This window comes from Gottfriedia luciferensis (assembly GCF_002156865.1).
GTDB classification, from domain to species: domain Bacteria; phylum Bacillota; class Bacilli; order Bacillales; family Bacillaceae_G; genus Gottfriedia; species Gottfriedia luciferensis.
On sequence record NZ_NCTA01000029.1, the window covers coordinates 12,968 to 33,717 of the forward strand.

At 34.9% G+C, this 20,750-nt stretch carries 9 protein-coding genes and 1 riboswitch; of the genes, 1 reads left to right on the forward strand and 8 read right to left on the reverse strand.

All coding sequences use genetic code 11. The features are described 5' to 3' along the window. Nucleotides 1-91: 91 nt before the first annotated feature. Both B7R67_RS16525 and B7R67_RS22775 read right to left on the reverse strand, forming a co-directional pair. On the reverse strand, nt 92-8,158 hold the full coding sequence (locus B7R67_RS16525) for an InlB B-repeat-containing protein (RefSeq protein WP_158095137.1): 8,067 nt from the start codon (nt 8,156-8,158) through the stop codon (nt 92-94). Between the two features lie 410 nt (nt 8,159-8,568). Further along, entirely contained in the window at nt 8,569-12,759 is a 4,191-nt protein-coding gene (locus B7R67_RS22775; protein ID WP_088072092.1) for a S8 family serine peptidase, read from the reverse strand. 548 nt (nt 12,760-13,307) lie between these two features. On the opposite strand from B7R67_RS22775, the gene B7R67_RS16535 reads away from it, so the two are divergent. Next, on the forward strand, nt 13,308-14,498 hold the full coding sequence (locus tag B7R67_RS16535; protein ID WP_088072093.1) for a chromate transporter: 1,191 nt from the start codon (nt 13,308-13,310) through the stop codon (nt 14,496-14,498). Between the two features lie 91 nt (nt 14,499-14,589). Here the strand turns inward: B7R67_RS16535 and B7R67_RS16540 are convergent, their stop codons facing one another. From B7R67_RS16540 to B7R67_RS16565, 6 genes are all read right to left on the reverse strand, one after another. Then, entirely contained in the window at nt 14,590-15,420 is an 831-nt protein-coding gene (locus tag B7R67_RS16540; protein ID WP_088072094.1) for a lipase family protein, read from the reverse strand. Between the two features lie 28 nt (nt 15,421-15,448). Beyond that, nucleotides 15,449-16,300, reverse strand: a complete 852-nt coding sequence (locus B7R67_RS16545) for a lipase family protein (protein WP_088072095.1) — start codon at nt 16,298-16,300, stop codon at nt 15,449-15,451. 64 nt (nt 16,301-16,364) lie between these two features. Further along, nucleotides 16,365-16,802 carry a ferritin family protein gene (locus tag B7R67_RS16550; RefSeq protein ID WP_088072096.1) on the reverse strand — a complete coding sequence of 146 codons (438 nt, stop codon included), beginning with the start codon at nt 16,800-16,802 and terminating at the stop codon, nt 16,365-16,367. A gap of 281 nt (nt 16,803-17,083) precedes the next feature. Continuing rightward, nucleotides 17,084-17,509: a MarR family winged helix-turn-helix transcriptional regulator gene (locus tag B7R67_RS16555; protein WP_088072097.1), complete on the reverse strand. Its 426-nt coding sequence runs from the start codon at nt 17,507-17,509 to the stop codon at nt 17,084-17,086. Between the two features lie 75 nt (nt 17,510-17,584). Continuing rightward, a complete protein-coding gene (locus B7R67_RS16560) occupies nt 17,585-18,121 on the reverse strand; it encodes an NAD(P)H-dependent oxidoreductase (RefSeq protein WP_088072098.1) in 537 nt (178 codons plus the stop codon). 275 nt (nt 18,122-18,396) lie between these two features. Next, nucleotides 18,397-20,301 carry an APC family permease gene (locus B7R67_RS16565; RefSeq protein ID WP_088072099.1) on the reverse strand — a complete coding sequence of 635 codons (1,905 nt, stop codon included), beginning with the start codon at nt 20,299-20,301 and terminating at the stop codon, nt 18,397-18,399. A gap of 78 nt (nt 20,302-20,379) precedes the next feature. Continuing rightward, a riboswitch (cyclic di-AMP (ydaO/yuaA leader) is annotated at nt 20,380-20,511 on the reverse strand. Nucleotides 20,512-20,750 lie beyond the last annotated feature (239 nt).

Consider the following 20,750-nt stretch of genomic DNA (forward strand, 5'->3'; position numbering starts at 1 on the left):
GTTTAATTGAACTTATCTAAAGCAGTTTAATATGTTATTTGTAATTTACATTTTAATGAAAAATTGTTTGCATTTCCCTGAATAAACCAAATTACTTTGAATCATTATCATCCATTATATAAATATTTGGTCCTTTTGGTGGTGTATGTTCTAAAACTTTGACCTTTGATGCAGAACTTTCATTTCCGGTTGAATCCTTTGCGTAGATTGATAACTCTGTACCTGCTTTTTGTTGTTTTATTTGGATACTAAATTTCCCTTTCGAATCAGCTTTTCCTGTTGCAATTACAACATTATTGATTTTTACAGTAATTGTTGCATTTGCTAAAGTTGATCCCGAAATCTTTGGATCATTATCATCAATTTGGTTAACGTTCGGTCTGTTTAGAGTCCATTTTGCGTAGATTGTTATGTCATTCGTTACTTTATCAGTAGCAAAATCCCATGGTGTTTGCCCCGCAGCATCCTTATACCATCCTGCAAAAGTATAACCTGTTCTTGTTGGTACAGATGGCTGAGAAATCATTGTGTTATAGTTTGCTTTTATAGCATCTACTGCACTTCCACCTAGGCTATCAAATTTAACTGTGTACGAGTTAATGTTCCACTTAGCAAATAACTCTATATCTGTTGTTACTTTATCTGTAACAAAATTCCATGGTGTTTTACCTGCAGCATCTTTATACCATCCAACAAAAGTGTATCCAGTTCTCGTAGGTGCTGTAGGTGCTGTCATTGTCGTGTTAAAATCTACTTTCTTAGTTTCTACTAGGCTTCCATCTTGCTTGTTAAATACTACTGTGAACTGATGAACTGCCCATTTTCCATAAAGTGTTTTTTCTGAATAGATTGAGCTCGTAAAATCCCATGGAATCGTACGTGCTTCATCGGCGAACCAAGTCAAATCATAGCCATTTACAGTCGGTGCTGTAATCCTTCTTACTACAATTTGATCCTTTGTTGCATCCTTTACTGCAGATGGCGCATCACTTGGAAGAACGAAATGTACATTATATCCATTTACCACTTTTTGCACTAACGTCACATCTGCATATTCTTTAGCCTTAATCGTAACCGTATAATCTCTCACTCTTGAGAATAGACTCTTATCTAATATAATCATACGATTTTCTTTATCCACATTGTATTTTGATACGTCTACTGCAAGCCCATTAATGGTGATGCCAGTAATTGCATTTGCCCACTCTTTGTCAGTGAACTCTAATGTCATATCGTTACCTAATGCATTGTCTGTTGTATCTGCTGTTACTACAGAACCAGCTAACGCGTATTTCGCATAAAGAGTGATTGGTTTTGTTATTATGTTGTCAAAATCAAATGGTACTGTTAAATTTTGGTCCGTATACCAACCATAGAACTTATACCCTACTTTAGTTGGGTCAATTGGTTTTGTCGCATTTCTGTCAACAATTTGAGCTGGAACTGGATCTCCACCATTTGACTCAAAACTTACCGTATAACCAACTACCTGGTCTGTTACAACGACATCTTTATAACCTTCTGAAACTATCGTAACATTGAACTTTTGCCCGTTTGTGAAAAGTGTAGAATTTAGGGTAATATTATTATTCGTGATCGTATAATCCTTATTTAACTCTAGTGTTTTTGCGCCTATTTGAACAGCCTTGATATTATTTTTCCATGTTCCATCATCGTTAAATGTTAACGTAATATCGCTACCAACTGTGTTTCCAACAGTATCTTTATTTACAGTTGGAGGTACTTTAATCCAACATAGATAGAAAATTGAGTTATCGGTTAGGACTTTTGGATTTGTTGTAATATCAGACTTCTTATCACTAGAACCTGCTGCGTCTAAATAAAGGTCTGTACTGATCGTCAAATCTCCTTTTATTACATGTGATGCACCTGTTAGCATGTTTGGTGCACTTACCTTCGAAGTCACCAAGGCATCCGCAAAGAAAGTATCATTGGCATTTTTCAACGTTCCACCGTTTAAGTCAATATGACGTCTATAACCAAGTTGAATATCCGGAATTGTAACCGTTTCTCCTGTTGTCGAAGTTAACGTTAAAATGTATCCTTTTTGCGCGTCCTTATTAGTCGAACTTGGCATTTCACTAAAGGCGTATTTCTCACCTAAGTTATTTTGACCTGCTTTAACAGCTTGATCGTGTGTCGCTGTTTTAAATGACAGGATTCCGTTACTTCCATTAGACGATAAATCATAGGTACTTGGGTCTAATGCATAAGTAGTTGGTGTCGTTTCCGTTGAGCCATCGCTCTTCATTAGATAGAATTTCGCTTCAATTTTTGCAATTTTATCTTTACTTGTTAACCAAGAAACATTTGTTAGATAGTCTGGGATGTTCACTTTTAAATCGCCTTCACCAAGTACCCATCCTATTCCACTTACAGACCCGTTACTTCCGTCGAATTTTAATCCATTCGGGTTTGCTTTATCAACCGGTGAATAGCTTTGAGTCGTATTCATTTGCCATTTTGCATAAACTGTTTTGTCAGCCGTTAAAAATTGAGATGTCCCACTTAACCATTGTGTAATACCTTCAGGTTCATTAAACCATCCAAGGAATTTATAACCAGGTCTTGTTGGTGCAGGCGTAAATGATGAGATTAATTCACTATTCGGGCCATTTGATCTACTTGAACTTGGTTTGTATCCCATCACCATTGGGTTAAACGATGATCCACCTTGGCTGTTAAATGTAACCGTGTATCCTACAGGTTGTTGAGCTGTGTAAGTAGGATCTGAACCTGCGAATACTTCAGGATAAACTGTACCATCCGCACCAGTTGATCCAATCGTAAATTTATAAAGTTGTGGCAAGTAGCTTGTTCCACCAGGGTTTACCGTAGCTGAACCATATGTTGAACCATTATTCGGATCAAGAGTTGAATTCGTCATAAACGTTTTTGCATTAAATGTGATTTTTCCTGGTTTACTAATGTCGTAATATTTTTGATTCGTTTCTGGATTGATTAAATTCGTAATATCTATACTTTTACCATTGTTTGTCGTTACAATCACTTTGTTGATTCCGTTTCGCCATTTCGCATCATCTTGGAAGGATAAAGTTAAATCCTGCCCGATGTGAGCTACTGTTGAATCTGTAATGATTGGAATTGTAGGCGTAGCAATGGGAACAGCTGATATCGTTAAATTTTTAGTAACATCCTGGTAACCTGTCGCCTTCACTGTAATCGTATAATTCGTTGCCGTCGGGAATAAAGAACCTGGGAACGTAATTTTAGATGGCATTGTTTGTGTCACACCATTTGCATCATTATACGTATAAGCTGGCGTAATTGTCACTTTATCTGTGACATCAGTTGAACCAAGCATGATTTTCGTAATTGCATTTCTCCATACTACATCATCAACAAATACAGTGCTTGTCGGAGAAAGAGAAATCGTTGCTCCATTTTGTAAGTCCTGTAACTTCGGTGTTGATGCAATTGTTTGAGCTGGAGCCGTAAAGTTAAGCTTTTGTATAATTTGCTGCACTGTGTCACCAGCATTTAACGTGATCGAACCACCATAATCAGTCGTAATTGTCGTATCTTGATTCACTGTCGTTTGAGGTGTTGGTACATTTAATCCTGCATCAATCGCACTTTGGTTTTTCTTACCAAAGTTTTTAAAGATGAAATAAAAGTCATTGTAATCAATACCATAACCAAAACCAGATGGCTTAATCCAATAAATATCTGCATCGCGATTCGTGTTTAAGAATGCCGTTTTATTCGCTAGTGTATTCGCTGGGTTGTTAAAATTACTTAGGTTTTTATACTGGTAATACACATCGATTTCTTTCATCAAATCTTTCATATCGATGACGTTATCACCATTTACATCTCCACCTAATAGAATTGGGAAGATTCCTGGTAAATCTTTAACTGTTCCTGATTGATAACCGTATTTATTTTCACCAATTACAGGCGTTTGTGCATATCCTTTGAAATGTCCCGGAACACTTGCTTCCATTGAATATGGTTTGTCACTTACATCCGCTGTCACAGCATAATACGGGTTGATAAACGTGTAAGCAATTGTATTATTAAATGCTGTCGGTTGATCTGTCGTGAATTTTTTACCTTTATCATTCGTCACTGTAACTTTCGCTCCTGAATCCACAGTGAATTGAGGATAGTTATTGTTTACATTGTTTCTTGCAAAAGATTCTGCTGCTACACGACCTCTAATAAGAGAAGTATACTGTCGTACATAAGGAACATTCGTCGGGAACCATGCGACTTTTGTATCTTCGCCCGATAGCGTCAAATTAGCTTGCAATAACTGATACGGGAATTGTCCTGTAATCGGATCAGTACTTGTATAAGTCACATCTGCTTCTATAATAGGCATATCGTGGTCAAGTGCACCCGCTGAACCGATATTAGAAATCGTTACATCTGTAGTTTTTCCAACTTGATAGATTGGATGTGTATATGGTTGACCTACTGTCAGTACTTTAGAAGGATCGACTCCCTTACTGATCAGATAGTTTTTATATTCATCAGTTAGACGGATATTACTAAACTCGTATACCTGATTAGTATTCAGCAGAAATTTACCTCCAGTCATTCCTACTCCATACTTTGTTGCGATTGTCGCTTTGAATGGTTTATTCGCATCGACAACTACTTTATCTTCATTACCTCCACCTGCATCTACTCCATCAGATGAAGTTACCGTAATATATGGATTGCCCTTTTTGATGAAATAATACGTCTGTCCGTTAAGACTTCCATCATTTTCACCTGAATAATCAGAAGGTTCAATATCAAATTGACTACCTAATCTATTTGATACATCCTCAGCTGATACTCCAAAATGAAAACGACCTTTTGCATCTGGATTAAAATAAACTGTTGGGTATTGACTATCTTGATAACCGATTACTCTACTCAAAGCTTGATCAACTGGAACTGGCGTAATGCCATCCTTAGGGCTTGGAACTGACGTTTCGCCATTATTTTTCATTACATCTACATTCGAATCATAAACTGTGCCATAGAATCCTTTAATTTCTTGTCCAGGTAGGTATCCTGTCGGATCGATTTCATATATTCCACCTTTTGAGTCTTTATCCATCGTCATTGTTGGCGGTGTAGCATCAACATAGAGCGTATCTTCTGCTGTATAACGTTTTCCATCTTTACCAGTTGCAATCATTTCAAGTGAATATGCACCTTCTTGTAGCACTTGCACTTTATCTGAAATGCCTAAAGTGTCGTATGTTCCATCATATGTCTTTGTAAATGGAAGATACCATCCATTAAAAAGTGTTATTCTAGGACCGTATTTGACACCTGGAATCAAATCACTACCATTGGATAATGTGTTAGTTACGCCGATATATTTTCCATCTTTGTCTTTAACGACAATATAGTAGTTCTCCATTTCGTTATTTACAGATAAGTTATATGCTGAAAGATTTCCTAATGAGGTCGCTTTTATCGCAACATTGAAAGTACTAATTCCCTTTTCAGCCACTGTAACTGTAAATGGAATGCGATACGTTTCATTAGTATCTATTTCATTTACTAGATGAATATATCCCTCGTATGTGCCGTCTAATGAATTAGAAGGAACTGTAATCTTTGCTGTTGCTTTTACACTACTGCCTCCATCAACATTAATTGAAGTCACGTTTTTTCCACCAGTAGAAAAATCAATCTTAACATCATTTCCTGTGCCGGTACCTACTTTATTTGATGCAGCAAATTTTGTTGAAATAAATTCAGTGCTTACTTTAAATGTTTTGTTGCTTGTTCCAAGATTCGTTACGTTAAAGTCCTTTGATGAAATGACATCATCCGAACCGTTCGTAGCACCTGCTCCTCTGCCTTTAAATCCGAAGAACATACTCCCTGTTAAATTATCAACTTGATGAAGCGTTGAAGTATCCGGATCAACTGTAGTTGCTGTATCTAAAACTTGAATTCTGACATTCTCTTTAATTGCACGGACTGGGTCAACTCGTCCAGCACCTACTTGATATACACTATAAGTCTTTGAATCTGTGTTAATATCTTTAGCTGTATTCATTAATGCCGCCTTGACATCTGCAGGAGTATAGTCAGGGTGAGCAGCTAAAACCAAAGCTGAGATCCCTGCAACATGAGGCGTTGCCATTGAAGTACCTGACATAACTTGGTATGCCATTTTATAGTCATGTGTTCCTTTGTCCTGCGGTTCCCAAATATCATATGGGGCTGTTGAAAAAATGTCTACACCAGGAGCTACAACATCTGGCTTGATTGTCCAATCTTTAACCGGTCCTGTAGAGCTAAAACCTGCTAAGTCATCCCCAATCTTACTAATTGGGGCATCTAGTGTCGATGGGAATGTAATCGTTGCTGATTTTGGATCTTTTTTAATAGCATCTGACAATGCTTGACCTTGTACTTGAGTCAATGAAACTGAATAAACGTTATCTACACTAACACCTAAGAAAGTTGGGATATATCCTTGGGAATCTGAATCTTCCGTATTATCCCAAATAATCATACCAGCTGCTCCAGCATTTTTAGCATTTGCCATTTTGGTACTCAGGTACTCTCCTCCACGTTTTACTAGAGCAAGTTTTCCATTCATATCAATTCCGCTATAATCTGCTGCACTTCCTAATCCAACGTCAACAATTGGCATTGTTTGACCTTTTAGAGCATCATCTGTTTGTGAAAAATTTTTACCGAATAAACGTGCTTTATAAGAATCTGACCCATTCTTTATAGTCATTGTTGCAATTTCTTCAGGGATTGTACTTGCACCAACAGTAATTGCTAATGGGGCAGTTCCCGGTGAACCTACAGTAGCTTGTCCTGGACCAGCATTTCCTGCTGCGACATCACACACAATACCTGCTAAAGTTGCATTGTTAATCGCGACACTTGTGGGATAAAGTGGATCATTAATTGTAGCACCAAGTGAAAGGTTGATGACATCCATATGATCCTTAACTGCTTGGTCAATACCATTCAATACTGAGTCTGATGTACCATGACCACCTGGTCCAAGGACACGATATCCATAAAGGTCAACGTCTGGGGCTACACCATTCGCTGAGTAAACATCATTATTGTTTGTTGTATTCGCAGCAATTGTTCCGGAAACGTGACTTCCATGAGATGTAATATACTGTTTATAATCTGAAGGAGGCGGTCCAGCAATGACATCTGGATTGTCCTTCGCAGCTACCCAATCCTCATAAGTTGTCTCCATTGGATCATGGTCATCCACATACTTAACATTTCCATCTGCATTTACTCCTTCGTTATTAACAAAGTCATGTCCGCCTTTATATACCGCTTTTAAGTCAGGATGATTGTAGTCAATTCCAGTATCTAATACACCAACTTTAATTCTTTGTCCTGCACGTGGACCAGATTTAATAATCCCCGTATTGCCCTCAGCTTGAAGTTTGTCAATTCCCAATAAACTAAGAGCTGTTGTAGGCTTTCCTACCGATTGTGTGGCTAATTCTTTTGGAGTTGTATTATCCTCAGCTACGGAATATTCTATTTCAGACCAGACCGAAGCAACTTCCGGATTTTCAGCAACTTTTTTAACTAAATTTGCAGGAAGCGATAATGCTACTCCATTAAACGCATCTGTATACTCACGTGTAATGCCTATATCTGTTTCAATCGATTTTCCGCCTACTATTTGAGTTTTAGGCTGTGTGTTTATAAAGCTTTTGAATTTTGCATGAGAATCTTTAACCTTTTGTTGTGCATCTGAATATTCACTTGCAAATGATTGACTATTTGCAGTTGCTCCACCTTTAGCTAACGATTGCTTTATTATTTGTATCTTAGCTGGATCTTCTTTAAATTGAACAATGACATTAACTTTTTTTGAACCATGTAAATCTTTTTGATCAACGTGGATTTTTTGACCTAAATCTGCTCCAGTTAATTTATTAATATTCGCCTTTTGTTCAGCAGTGAGACCATCTAGAATACGATTTACTTCTTCTGCATTAAAAGCATTTCCTGATAAATTTTTCTGTTCTGGTTTCGTTTCAGCGTTTACATGTGTTAAAGTTTGAGGTAATACACCATTTAGAAACATGGTACTTAATGCAAAGATTGAAATCATCTTCTTTGTAGGCTTGATCCTCTTACTAGACTTTTTTCTATCTTTCATGATTTCCCCCCACCGAAGAGTCAAATAATTCATATTCATTTGGAATTATCTGCCCGACATATTTTTTTAAATTAGAGTATTAATAATTTTCTTAATACTTAATTAATTAAAGTTTACTCTATGTTTTGCATGGGGTATATTGGGGAAAAATCACACTTTTTCATTACTTTTTTATCAAAAATTCTTGAAATAAATATTTTTTTGGAAATTTTTGATAGTTTCTCCTTGTAAAAACCTTATTTTTTTAGGAAGAAGAACTTAAAAGTTATTTGGGGGAATTTGAGGTTTTTTAGTCGAAAAAATCAAAAAATAAAATTTTCGTTTTTCAAAAAAAAACTATCAAACAATTAAAATCAATTGTTTGATAGTTTTTAGTATTGCTATACTTTTTCTCTTATTAATTACACCTTTTACTTTAATCCCAATTGTGCTAAAACATCATCTAAAGTTACACCTTTATAAGTTGTCTTAGCCTTAGGTGGATTTGGAACAGTATCGTTCTGAATACTGTAGTTCCTAACGATATAATCCATATCCTTTTTATTCACAACACCATCGAAGTTCAAATCACAACCTAATTTATTTGTCCCCCAATATCTTTGGACATTTAACGCATCTAAAAGATCAATCACATTATCTTTATTCGTGTCTCCAGCTTTTGCTTGGTTTAAGTTAAACCCTAGTCTTCTTCCCTGTGCTTCGCCTCGAACTTCATCTGACAACACTAAAGACTTTTTCATTGTAAAATGTCCTGGTACATCAACCGTAATCGTTGAAGGCTTACTGTCAGGTTTAATACCATCAATCACATAACTTCCATTTTTATTCGTAAACTGAGCATCTGAAACAGTTCCATCAGTCGAAGTAACAGTTACTTTTGCACCAATATTTTGTTGGTTAATCGCCCAGTTTGTTTGGTTCGTTGTAGGATCAATTGTACCTTCTAATTTCATTGTTCCCTCTAATCTTGTTAAAGTTTGTTTTAAATGGAATGCATCTACATAAGTATAAACGTTATTCGTTACAACATTTGATTGATCCGTTGTTGAACTTGTAAACTCCATATTGTACCAGTTGATTGGGAAATTAATAGCATATTTCTTGGCTGTTTCTAAATCAAAATTAACTAGTTGTAAATCTTCTGGTAATGATTTATTTCCTAAATAATTAAACGTAATTGTATAGTATGTTTGATTGCCATCAGTTAATGATGATACATTAACTTGAGCATCTCCATATTGCTTAACAGCATCGTTTACGACTACATTTTTAATCGTTGCCAATTCCTTTCCATCCATCATTAGAACTGGGATTGTCAGTTTAGCTGTTTTTAAATTTTTCATGTTATTTGAACGAATTGAATAATTAATTGTATCACCAGATGAAGCAGTTCGTTTATTTGCCTTTAAGTAATAATACGGATACGAATCTGACACAAACACAACTCTTTCCATCGTTGATAAGTCTGAAGTAAAGTTTCGAGCAGCATCCATACCATAAAACTGCACTTTTAATGGGGTTGATCGTTTTTTCACTAAAATTTGATCATGATAATTTCCATTTTTATCAGTATTAATAGGTGAAGCAAAATATGGACTATCGTATTGAGAAATAACTTGATTACTTGATTGATCCACTGGTAAACCAAATTGTTTCGCTTCATCAGTCTCTGGATCATTTAAATGAATAGTAAAATCATATAAATATTGTCCATTTGAATCAAATTGACTATCTTTCGATTCAATTACTTTTTGTTCTAAAGAATCAAAACTTGAAGTCATAATTGGTGCACCTTTTTCATACATAAAATCAACTGATTTAGAGAAAGTTTTACCATCATTATTTGTTCCAATTAATTTAAATTTATATTTACCTGTTTTAGCCATTACAATTGAATTACCAATAGGATTTTTCGGATCACCAGTTAATGGGAAATAAGCTCCAGAAAAACCACTAGCAATTCCATATGCGACATTTTCATTGATTACGCGTCCATCAAATGTTCCAAGGAAACCAATATCGTCACCCGTTGTTGCATCCTGTAATACTACGTCTACATATTTCATATGCGATTTTAAAGAGAAATTAAATGAAATATACGGTATCGCATTTGCAACTATTGAAGTATCTCCAGAATACATTTGAGTGCTTAGTGCAAGTTTATCAATCCCTTCATTTACGACCCGTCCGCCAAATGGGATTTGGTAAGTTTCTGATGGATCAGTATCGTTAGTAAAGACGATATATCCTTCATATGTTCCTTTTTCTGCAGTTTTAGGTATGTTTAAATTAAACTTAATATTTTTTGAGCTATCGCCATTTAATTTAACAGAATTTGGTCCATTTAATGTTACATTATTTTTTGCTGCATCTAATGATCCTCTTAAGCCTGTTTGGAATTTAACATTCACAGTAAATGTTTTTGCTTTTTCGCTTCTATTTTTTAAAGTAACCGTCCGTTCATCTGAAATATCTTGATCATCAAATCCATATGAACCAAAGCTCATGCCACCTGTTAATTCCTTCATTGTTTTTTCTTTACCTTTACCATTTAATGTAGGAGTTTGATCCACTACTTGAAATTCTACATTTGAATGAATTGCCTCGTATGCATCGACACGTCCACTTCCAACTTCAAACACGCTATATGCTTTTGATAAAGGATCTGCTGTATTCATTAAAATAGATTTAATATCAGCAGGTTGTAAATCTTTGTTTGACTGTAATAATAATGCCGATACACCTGCTACAAACGGCGTTGCCATTGACGTACCAGATAAGCGCTCATATGCATATTTATAGTCTTCAGTATGAGTCCCAGTCCCATCTACTGTTTTATTATTTACATAAAACGGTACTGTTGACATTATTGCAACACCAGGTGCTGTTACTTCTGGTTTAATATCATAATTTACACGTGATGGACCTCTTGAACTGAATCCTGCTAATTCATCGCTAGCCGTTTGAATTTTTGAATAATCGCCAAATGTGAAGCTTGTATTACCGGCATTCATTGCAGCTAATATTGCTTGTCCGTCACTATTCGAAATCGTAAATGAAGGCACTGCATCAATTGATTCGCCGATTAATGCGTTAATTGGCCCCTCTGCTTGGTTTGCTTCATCGTTATACATTAATACACCGACAGCACCCCTTGCTTTAGCATTCTTTATTTTATCAATTAATGCGTATGTTCCACGTTTAATGAACGCAATTTTTCCATTTAAATCTTTCCCGTTAAAATCAGATGCAGTACCTGCTAATCCAACGTTTACAAGTTGGAATGTCTTTCCTTTTAGCTGAGTAAGGTCATCTGAATAATTTCTTGCTAATTCTCTTACAGTATAATTTTTGCCGTTTTGTATTCCAGCATATTGAAATGCATTAAGTGAAACAGATGATGCACCAACTGTTAAAGCTAATGCAGCTGCCCCTGGTGAACCTAATGTATAATTTCGATCTCCGCTGTTTCCTGCAGCTACAACTGTTGTTACACCACTTAATACCGCATTGTTTACAGCAACTGATGTTGCATATAGTGGGTCATTTAGTGTATTTCCTAGAGACATATTAATTACATCCATACCATCTTTTACTGCTTTATCTATACCAGCAATAATCGCGTCAGTTGTTCCGCTACCATATGGTCCAAGTACGCGGTATGAGTAAATATCAGCATCTGGTGCTGCACCTACCATTTTTAAATCACTATCTGATTCGCCACGTCCCCCGATAATACCAGCTACATGTGTACCATGTTCAGTATAATAAGGTGAAGAATTACTTAGTTCTGGTTTTCCCGATTTTTTCCAATCAGCATAAGTTGTTTCCATTGGATCATTATCATTGTCAACGAAATCATACCCACCTTTATAAGCATCCTTTAGGTCTGGGTGATTGTAATCTATTCCAGTGTCTAAGATTCCTACTTTTATGTCTTTACCTGTATACCCTTCATCATGTAAACGGTCTAATTCATCATAAGGTGTATAGTTTCCAACTTTCGCCTCATCAGCTTTTAATTGTTTATTATCATCCGTAGTAGGTGGCTCAATTGAAAATGTTTCATTGCTCCAAACTGTTTTAACTGCCTTTGATTTTAATAGATTTTTTATTTGATTAGCAGGTAAGCTCATCGAAACACCATTAAACGCATTCTTATATGAGCGAGTAATCTTATAATCTACTTTTTTATTATTATCATCGATTAATATTTGATTTACATCTTGATTGAATGTGTCATGATCTTGATCTATTAAATTTGCTGCTTCAGTTGAAGAGATCGTTTGCCCTTGAAGATTCGCTTCGATTTGAGCAACTTTTACTGGTTTATTAGCAAACTCTACAATGACTGATGCTTGTTTAGATGAATTTTGGTCTATATCCGATGAAATTTGAAGTCCAGTTACTTCATTTGTTGATAGTTGGTTTAGTGCAGATCTTTCTTGCGAAGTTAAGTTTGATAGTATGTCTTCAACTTTGGAATACCCTGCAGCTTTTGTAAAATTTGAATGTCCAAGTGAACCTAATAAAAAACCAGATGATAGTGCTACAACAGATAAGCTTTTTACAATTTTACGATTATATGACTTTCTCCCCATTTCTAACCTCCGCGTCTCTTTATTACATATGTAAGTGTTCATGAAAAGTGATGATCATTTAAATGAACCAACTAAATAATCTAGTTCTCATTTAATTAAGACCTACTTCATTACAATCTACTATGTACCTAAATTATTAAAAAAAATAACTGTGGAGTAAATTGGGGAAATTCTAGTATTCATTGCTAGTTCAAAAGACTTATCGATTCAATAATTTATTCAAAAGAATTGTCGTATTTAAAAATTTAATGTAGAATCATTCGGTTTTTCTAGGTAATTTATAATTTTTTATTTACAATCTCCAACTTTATTTGAGGAATATCTTAACTCAAAATTGGGGGAAAATAAGAAAAACTATAAAAATAAGTTATAAAAAGATTAATATTCCATTTATAAACTCGTCATAATACGCATTTTGTACTATTAACTTGTTTTCATTCTTATTAAATAACATTGAATATTAAGGTTATGTAAATTTACTAGATTACAGATGATTAAACTCCGAAAAATAATGTACTATTGAATAAGCAGAGCATTTGGAGGGGAATATGAATCGAATTAAGACGAATAGAATAAAATCTCTATTAGAAATACTGATTGTATCAACAAAGCTTGGATTAACTTCTTTTGGTGGACCCATCGCTCATTTAGGATATTTTCATGAAGAATATATAAATAGAAGAAACTGGATAAAAGAAAAGGATTATGCTGATTTGGTTGCTTTATGTCAGTTTTTACCTGGTCCAGCTAGTAGCCAAGTGGGCATTGGAATTGGCATTTTCAGAGCGGGAATTTTAGGGGGAATTGTCTCTTTTATTGGATTTACATTTCCATCTGTTTTAGCGCTAATTATTTTTGCAATTAGTATGCATGGACTACATATTGGGAATGAAGGTTGGATTCATGGATTAAAACTTGTCTCAGTGGCAGTTGTTGCACAAGCCATTTTAAGTATGGCTGCTAACTTAACACCTGATTTAAAAAGGAAATTCATTGCATTATTTGCATTAATTTCTACTCTACTTTGGCAAACTGCTTTATCTCAGATTGGCTCAATTTTGATTTCTGCTGTTATTGGATTTTACTTGTATAAACAATATGAAGAAAAAGATCAGGCTAAATTAGATTTTCCCATTTCACGAGGTTTTGCATTATTTTGTTTAACATTATTTTTTGCATTGCTTATTCTTTTGCCTATTTTAAGTGAAATGACTAATTCCACTTGGATTGCAATAGTTGATAGCTTTTATCGTTCCGGATCATTAGTTTTTGGTGGGGGGCATGTTGTTTTACCATTGCTAGAGCGTGAATTTGTAACGAAAGGCTTAATTACTAAAGAATCATTCTTAGCTGGTTATGGTGTCACACAAGCTGTACCAGGTCCATTATTCACTTTTGCCGCTTATTTAGGTACGATTATGAAAGGATGGAAAGGTGGAGTAGTGGCAACGATTTCAATCTTCTTACCTGCATTCCTTCTAATCGCTGGTACATTACCTTTTTGGAATACTTTACGCCAAAACCCTAAACTGAAAGGTGCAATTATTGGAGTAAATGCTGCTGTTGTAGGAATTTTAATCAGCGCATTTTATAATCCAATCTGGACTAGTTCCGTTTTAACGCCAAAAGACTTTGCTCTTACTTCAATACTATTTAGTATGCTAGTATTTTTGAAGCTACCTCCTTGGAGCATCGTTTTAACAGGTGCTATTAGTGGCGTGTTATTATCGTTATTTTAAACTACCATAAATCTCCCTTATAAAAAGAGCACTGATTGTTCATTGAAGCGACCAATCGATGTGCTCTTTTTTTCAATTGTTCGATCTCAAATTAGTTACTTTTTTCAATGCAATCTCCTTTAAAAGGCGTACATATTTTTATATTCGGGCAAAAACCAGGATTTTTAGCGCATAATGCTGAAGTAAATTCAGGATCCAGCTTGCTGAGCGTATTAAAGTAACAACTAATGTAATGATTACGTGCAATACTATTTAATTGAAAAGAAACTGGATAATTATTATTTACATGCCGATAATATAATCCTTTAGCTGTAAAAGGTGGAGGATACGCTTCTGCTGGCAAAGTAGGAATGATGTCATGTACATTGAAAATCCTTGCACTATTTTTTACTCTTTGATCGAACCGATATGCAAACTCAGGATCTGCCACTCTCGGACTACCAAAAGTATATACAAAAGGATGATTAAAATCTGTGTTTACCGCTATGTCAAAAGAGGATAAAACTGCTAATGCCCCTCCTAAACTATAGCCTGTAATTAACACTCTTTTATCAGTTGAAAGCTTCATTAATTCTTTCATCAGTTCATTTCTAGCGGATTGATAAATACATGTAAAACCACGATGCGTTTTTCCAACATTTTCAGCAAATGGATAGTCAACTTGATATAAATCCTGATCGGATTCATTATCTTTAAAAGAATCTGTACCTCTAAAAGCGATCACAATTTCATCTTTTGATTCTGCTAAAAAACCAAATACTTCAGCCTCTGGCTCTTCAACTCCAGCATAAGCATAAATCAAATGACGTAGTTTAAAGTTTTTAGGTAATATCATGTTCTCACTTTCGATTAATTGATTTGACTGATAGCACATTGCAGCAAGCAAGATTGCATCTCTACTATTAAATGTATTGTTAACCATTGAGAAATTTATATTAACCACCACCTTTTTACATACAAGGTTTCGGACAATTACATGATCGTTGAAATGGAAAACACATTTCAGAATCAGGACAAAAACCCGGATTCTCAGAACATAATTTGGAAGAGTAATCTCGATTCAAATGACTAAGATTCTTAAAATAACACCCAATTCCATCATTTCGTGGGGTATCATTTAATTGAAATGAAATCGGGTATTTTGTGTTAACGTGTTGATAGTATAGACCACGATCTGTAAATGGTGGAGGATAAACTTTTTCTGGAAAAGTTGTAAACGGGTCGTGGATATTAACAATTCTTTTGCTATTTTTAACTAACTGATTAAATCGAAATGTAAATTCAGGATCACCTACACGAGGACTACCGTAAGTATATGCGAAAGCATCCTTAAACTTTGTATTGGCTACAATATCGAATACCGCTAATGTTGCCAAGGCACCTCCATAGTTATGTCCAGTAACAAATAGCTTTTTATGCTTCGGAAATTTGTTTATTTCTTTCATTAATTTATTTCTTGTTGATTGATAGATACATGTAAAACCACGGGATGTATTACCTCCCATTTCAACATAAGGATAAGGAATTTGCAGTATATCATATGCTGCAATAAGATCTGCGGGGTATAATGCATATCCTCTAAATGCTATTATGATATTCTTATTTGACTCAGCAATAAAACCAAATACTTCGTTAGTAGGATTTTCCACATTTACATCAGCACGAATAACATATTTTAACTCGTAACCCTTTGGTAAAGTTATTGACCCATTAAGAAAAAGCACATATGTCTGATAGCAAAATGCAGCAAGTAATATAGCTTCTTCATTGTTTAAACTATTCCTTTTGCCAGAGAGATTCATTTCTCCACACCCTCTTTTAATATAGCCGTTTTAAGATGACCTGCCTCCCCTGCTCTTGCTGTCTTTATCTATTTTTCGTATAAAAGTAAAGGAACCACACTGCATGATTTTGTTCATCTTTTGCAGCTCGACTAAAGGTATTTTTTATAAGTTGATTCGACGTTCCATCTGAAACACTTAAGTAAAAATCAACAGTTTCTTGTTCATCTTTTAAAGCAAATTCTAGTCCATCAATATAATTATCAGGACAATTTTCTATTATTTTCGGATGTGGTTGCCTTCCAGTTAAATTGACATAGATCGAGACAAAATGATGATAGTGTTTTACCTCATCTTCTCTGATCTCTAAAATCGTTTTACGCTCATCCTCTTTTTTTGCTAAACTAGCTAATTTTGTATAACAGCTAATTGCTGAATATTCTCCATTAATTGCTTTTTCAACATTACTTATTAATTTTTGATCCCTCATGTGCGTAATCCCATAATTCTGATCATAATACATAGTGTCACCTCATCATTTACTTTTTAAGGTATCAATTTAGTAATTAATTCCTCATATATTGTATGTTTCGTTCATTAATATTAAGAATATTTTTTGAAATACCAATCGTTTTAGGAGTTAAAAAAAATTTTTTAGTTTTATTCCATAAAGAAAACTTGCTGATTGGCGAAGGCTGAGACAGAGGCTTAGTTGAATTTATACTTAATTGCTAAAATTGGAAACTACGTCGAGTTTTCTACACCGAAAAAAAAGAGTCCATAGAGGACTCTTTTCGTTATAGACTATTTTGTTGTTTCGATTTCTGTAGCAGCGTGAAGAGTTTGTTGCGTTATTTGTTTTGCTACATCCTCACCAAGTATTTCCACATAACGCCCATAAAGGTTTTTCCAACATTTCTTAATTTCGTCTTGGATTAATATCCCTTTTTCTGTTAAATTAACTAATGTTAATTTGCCTTCACTTTTTCGTTCTACTAGCTTTTTCACTTCCAATTTCTCTACAAATCTTGTTGTTGTAGAAGGAGCAATATGCAAGATATTGCTTAATTCTGTTTGAGTAATATTCGGTTGTTCATTTACAGCCATTAACAAAAATGCATAAGTAGGAGAAATACCAAGTGGAGCAAACTCCTCTTCAGCCATCTTATTCATTAATCTTGCTAAATGGTTCGCAGTAAAATATAAACAGTTACTAAAGTATTGTTCCATTTGCTCATCTCCTAATTTTAAGTGCAGGAACACGGAAAAAGGAGTAAGGCATCCTTTTCCCTGCTTTTCCTATTCTTATCGACTAACTCGTAAATTAGGGTTTGTAACGTATGCTGCTAATTCTTCTGCACTTTCTTGAAGAACTTCTTCTGTCACATTCATTACTCCTTGTAGTAGGAATGAAGGTAAAAAGTGCATTCCGCATAGGTTTGCTGTAGCTTGTAAAGGACGAGTCAATTCACTCATCGAGTAATGGTTTAAGCCTCCTGATTGGTATGCTTGTGCAGGACCACCAGTAGAAATGGCAAGCATAAACTCTTTTCCTCTTAATTTAGTACCTTCTGAACCATACGCAAAACCATATGTTAAGACCGAATCTTGCCATTGTTTTAATAATGCTGGAGTACTATACCAGTAAAGAGGAAATTGAAAAACAATTCGATCATGATCTAATAATAATTGTTGTTCCTTTTCGACATCAATTTCGAAATGTGGGTACTTTTCATATAAGTTATTGATTGTAACGTCTTCTTGTTGAAGACGATTCATCCAAGTTTTATTTACTTTTGATTGTTCAATATTAGGATGTGCTACGATTACTAAAGTTTTCATTTCATTTTCTCCTTTTATTTTACATTTGTTTGTACATACAAATGATAATGAATCATTCTAAGTTTTGCAAGTTTTATACTTCAAGGTCTTTTAAAAATAATGTTGATGATTTCCGATACAGGATACTCGCTTTCCATGGGGCATGACCTAGCCTCCACTCAATCAATTAGCCTTTTTATACTATCTTAATGTGTTAAAAAAAGCATGAAATTATTCATTTCATGCTCCTTGCTTACAAAATCCTTTTTTAATTCAGATTCAAACTTTTTGATATTCTATTTTCTTAAATGATACGGAACAGTCGTAATCACTACATCTTTCTGTCTGATTAACCAAAGGCGAAGTAAAAGTGCTGTTTGGTTATGAAGAAGATTATGCCACCATTTTTTAGGAATAAATTGTGGGATTACAATTTGAATATGACTATCCGGGTCTTTTGCTTCGATTAATTTAATGAATCTAGAAAGTGGTGCTAAAACTGAACGATATTGGTTTTTTAGTACAACTAATCGACATGGATTCCCCCACTCTTCCCACTTTTCTTCCATTCTTTCAATTGATTCATCATCAAAGCCAACATAGACGGCCACGGGGTCTTCAGATATTCCCTTTGCAAATGATAATGTATTATGAACAACTCGATGCGTACCTGAAACTAAAACGACTGTAATAACTTTACTTGCTTCAGGTTTAAATGAGTTTAAATCAATACGTAGTTCACTTGCCACGTTTTGATAATGTCGATAGATCGCTAAAGAGAAAAAGATGATTGATGGGATAACAACTAAAACTACCCACGCGCCATCCATAAATTTAGTAACTGCAAAGATTACTGTAACAACAGATGTTACGATTAAACCGATTATATTTATCGCTAATTTCACTTGCCAATTCGGCCCTTTTACCCGCTTCCATCTTCTTGTTAACCCTAATTGGGCAATTGTAAATGAGAGAAATACCCCAATAGCATACAAAGGAATTAAAGCGTTTGTATGAGCTTGGAATGCTATGATTAAAATACTTGCAGCTGCCGCAAGTGCTATAATGCCGTTTGAATACCCTAATCGATCTCCCCGATTTGTAAAACCTCTAGGTAAAAATCCATCAGCTGCTACAATTGCAGCTAATTGTGAAAATCCTGTAAAAGTTGAATTAGCTGCTAAAATTAAAATAATAAAAGTAAACCAGATAATGATTTGATAAAGGACTCCGTGTCCAAAATAGACCTTAATTAATTGAGATAACATCGTATCATTTGGATTTGGAGAAATCCCATTCACATATAAATGATAAGCAAAGCCTAAAAGTGTTATTGAAGTTATAACGCCTAGTGCGATATACGTCTTAATTGCATTTCGTTGACGTGGTTCTCTGAAAACAGGCACTGCATTAGAAATTGTTTCGATACCAGTTAAAGCAGAACATGCAGAACTGAATGCTTTTAAAACAAGTAAAATACTTAAGTTTTGCGGTACAGTTCCAAATGACGGAGTATGGCTCTGTATAAACCCATTTTGGAACTCATCAAAGAATCCAGTAAAGATTAAAAGTAGCATACAGATCATAAATCCAAATGTTGGCCACGCAAAAATTTTGGCCGATTCAGCAACCCCACGAAGATTAACAACTAATAAAATAAATACGCAAAATATTGCTAAAACAGTTTCATAAGGTGCAACTGCTGGATATGCCGAGGAAACAGCTTCCAGTGCTGCTGAAACCGAAACGGCAACTGTTAAAATATAATCAACTAGAAGTGAACTTGAAGCGATTAATGAAACCCATCGTGGTTTAAAGTTATCTTTAGCGATCGCATATGCTCCCCCACCACTTGGATACGCTAAAATCCCCATTATATAGGAAAGAATTAATAAACCTAATAACAATATTGTTGCGATTGTTATCGGTATAATATACCAACTAGCCTTTGATCCAAGTCCCATAAGTTCAGTCATACCTGCCTCTGGACCGTAAGAAACTGATGAATACAAATCAGCAGCAAGAATTGGTAAAGCAATAAACCAGATCAGCTTATTGTGTTGAGCATGAATTTCGGCAGTTCTCATTGGTCTTCCAATAAACACTCGTTTTACACTGTTAAAATTTGAAATTGAGTACCAAATACCAAAAACTGCTAAAATAAATAATCCAATTTCCATATAATCGGATGGATGATGCATGAATTTTCTCCCCTTTTCCCCTAAAAAAGCATACAAAAAAACACTAAGCTTTACTTAGTGTTTGAAAAATACTAAATAAACCCCTTTCTTTAAATGCTGACGAGGTTAGCTGTCGGATTCGGGATTAAAGAATACCCCTACCTTTACAAAAAGGATTCACCCCATAAGAAATGGTTCCCCCGCTCTTTTTAGATTAAGCAATTTTAGGTTATAAATAAAAATATAGAATTAATAAAAGTAAATATATAACTTCAGAATCTATTTGTAAAGAGACTTTTTCTTAAATTTACATTAGATTTAGTTTAGACATTTCAAAAAAATAGGGCTCTGTTAAAAAAGAAGGTTGATTTCCGTTCCAGGATGCTCGCTTTCCATGGGGCGTGAGCTGAGCCTCCTCGGCAAGCCTGCGGGGTCTCACCCTTCCCGCTACTCCCATAGGAGTCTCCCAC

Excerpts from the sequence above, each read along its gene's own strand:
- B7R67_RS16540 (WP_088072094.1), bottom strand. The coding sequence starts at position 15,420 with ATGGTTAACAATACATTTAATAGTAGAGATGCAATCTTGCTTGCTGCA.
- B7R67_RS16555 (WP_088072097.1), bottom strand. The coding sequence starts at position 17,509 with ATGGAACAATACTTTAGTAACTGTTTATATTTTACTGCGAACCATTTA.
- B7R67_RS16565 (WP_088072099.1), bottom strand. The coding sequence starts at position 20,301 with ATGCATCATCCATCCGATTATATGGAAATTGGATTATTTATTTTAGCA.
- B7R67_RS16560 (WP_088072098.1), bottom strand. The coding sequence starts at position 18,121 with ATGAAAACTTTAGTAATCGTAGCACATCCTAATATTGAACAATCAAAA.
- B7R67_RS16525 (WP_158095137.1), bottom strand. The coding sequence starts at position 8,158 with ATGAAAGATAGAAAAAAGTCTAGTAAGAGGATCAAGCCTACAAAGAAG.
- B7R67_RS16550 (WP_088072096.1), bottom strand. The coding sequence starts at position 16,802 with ATGTATTATGATCAGAATTATGGGATTACGCACATGAGGGATCAAAAA.
- B7R67_RS22775 (WP_088072092.1), bottom strand. The coding sequence starts at position 12,759 with ATGGGGAGAAAGTCATATAATCGTAAAATTGTAAAAAGCTTATCTGTT.
- B7R67_RS16535 (WP_088072093.1), top strand. The coding sequence starts at position 13,308 with ATGAATCGAATTAAGACGAATAGAATAAAATCTCTATTAGAAATACTG.
- B7R67_RS16545 (WP_088072095.1), bottom strand. The coding sequence starts at position 16,300 with ATGAATCTCTCTGGCAAAAGGAATAGTTTAAACAATGAAGAAGCTATA.